The sequence below is a fragment of the Colwellia psychrerythraea genome (genome assembly GCF_000764225.1).
GTDB lineage: Bacteria > Pseudomonadota > Gammaproteobacteria > Enterobacterales > Alteromonadaceae > Colwellia > Colwellia psychrerythraea_D.
The window spans coordinates 1-643 of the sequence record NZ_JQED01000004.1 but is presented as its reverse complement, the minus strand read 5'-3'; the positions used below and the strand labels follow the sequence as shown (position 1 = coordinate 643).

The window sequence follows — 643 nt, the reverse complement described above, 5'->3', positions numbered from 1 at the left end:
GTGCCGCTAAAAAGCACATCGCCATCGAGTATTCTTAAGTTTTCATCAAGCACAACAATGTCGAGTTCAGCACTATTACCAATAGGGTCTTCAGCTAATACATCGCGCACTAACGTGGTGTCATTTATCGATAAGGAAATTGACAAGCGTTTCGCATTACTTTTACCGTCTTCTTTAAGTTGGCCAATGCTGCCAAGCTCACCTATACCAATATAGGTATTACCCTTATATTGGCGCTCGCCCACACCACTGTGTACGTAAAGCCAGCTACTTGGCCACTCAAGCTTAAGGTAATAACGAATGCGCTGTGGATCATCACTTAAAATGGCATTTTGAATAACCGTTGAAAAACGCATTAACGAAGACTCTCAATTAAGGTTAATGAAATACTTTTAAATACGCGCACCGAATGCGAAAAATCAGGGATTTGTTTCGGATCTTTCATCATAAATACCCCCTTTGGCTCAGTTAAAATAAGCGCAGCATTGTCGTTTGGGGCAATAATAATTTCAGGCACAAACTTTAAGGTAACTTGGCCACTGCTATTAGTTACCGCGTTTTGCGTTAATTCATGAACACGCTTACCTAGTTGAAATCTGTCTCCAATATGACCCACAACCGTGTTGGCAGTTAAACCGTCAAC

General features: G+C 41.2%; 2 protein-coding genes. Both read right to left on the bottom strand.

Annotation, left to right across the window (positions count from 1 at the left end; all coding sequences use genetic code 11):
- Window positions 1–356, bottom strand: a 356-nt coding sequence (locus tag ND2E_RS19070) for a hypothetical protein (protein WP_033092238.1), incomplete at its 3' end; no start/stop codon positions are given.
- Window positions 356–643: hypothetical protein (locus ND2E_RS23025; protein ID WP_033092237.1), on the bottom strand; the 288-nt coding region annotated here is incomplete at its 5' end. The genes ND2E_RS19070 and ND2E_RS23025, both read right to left, overlap by 1 nt.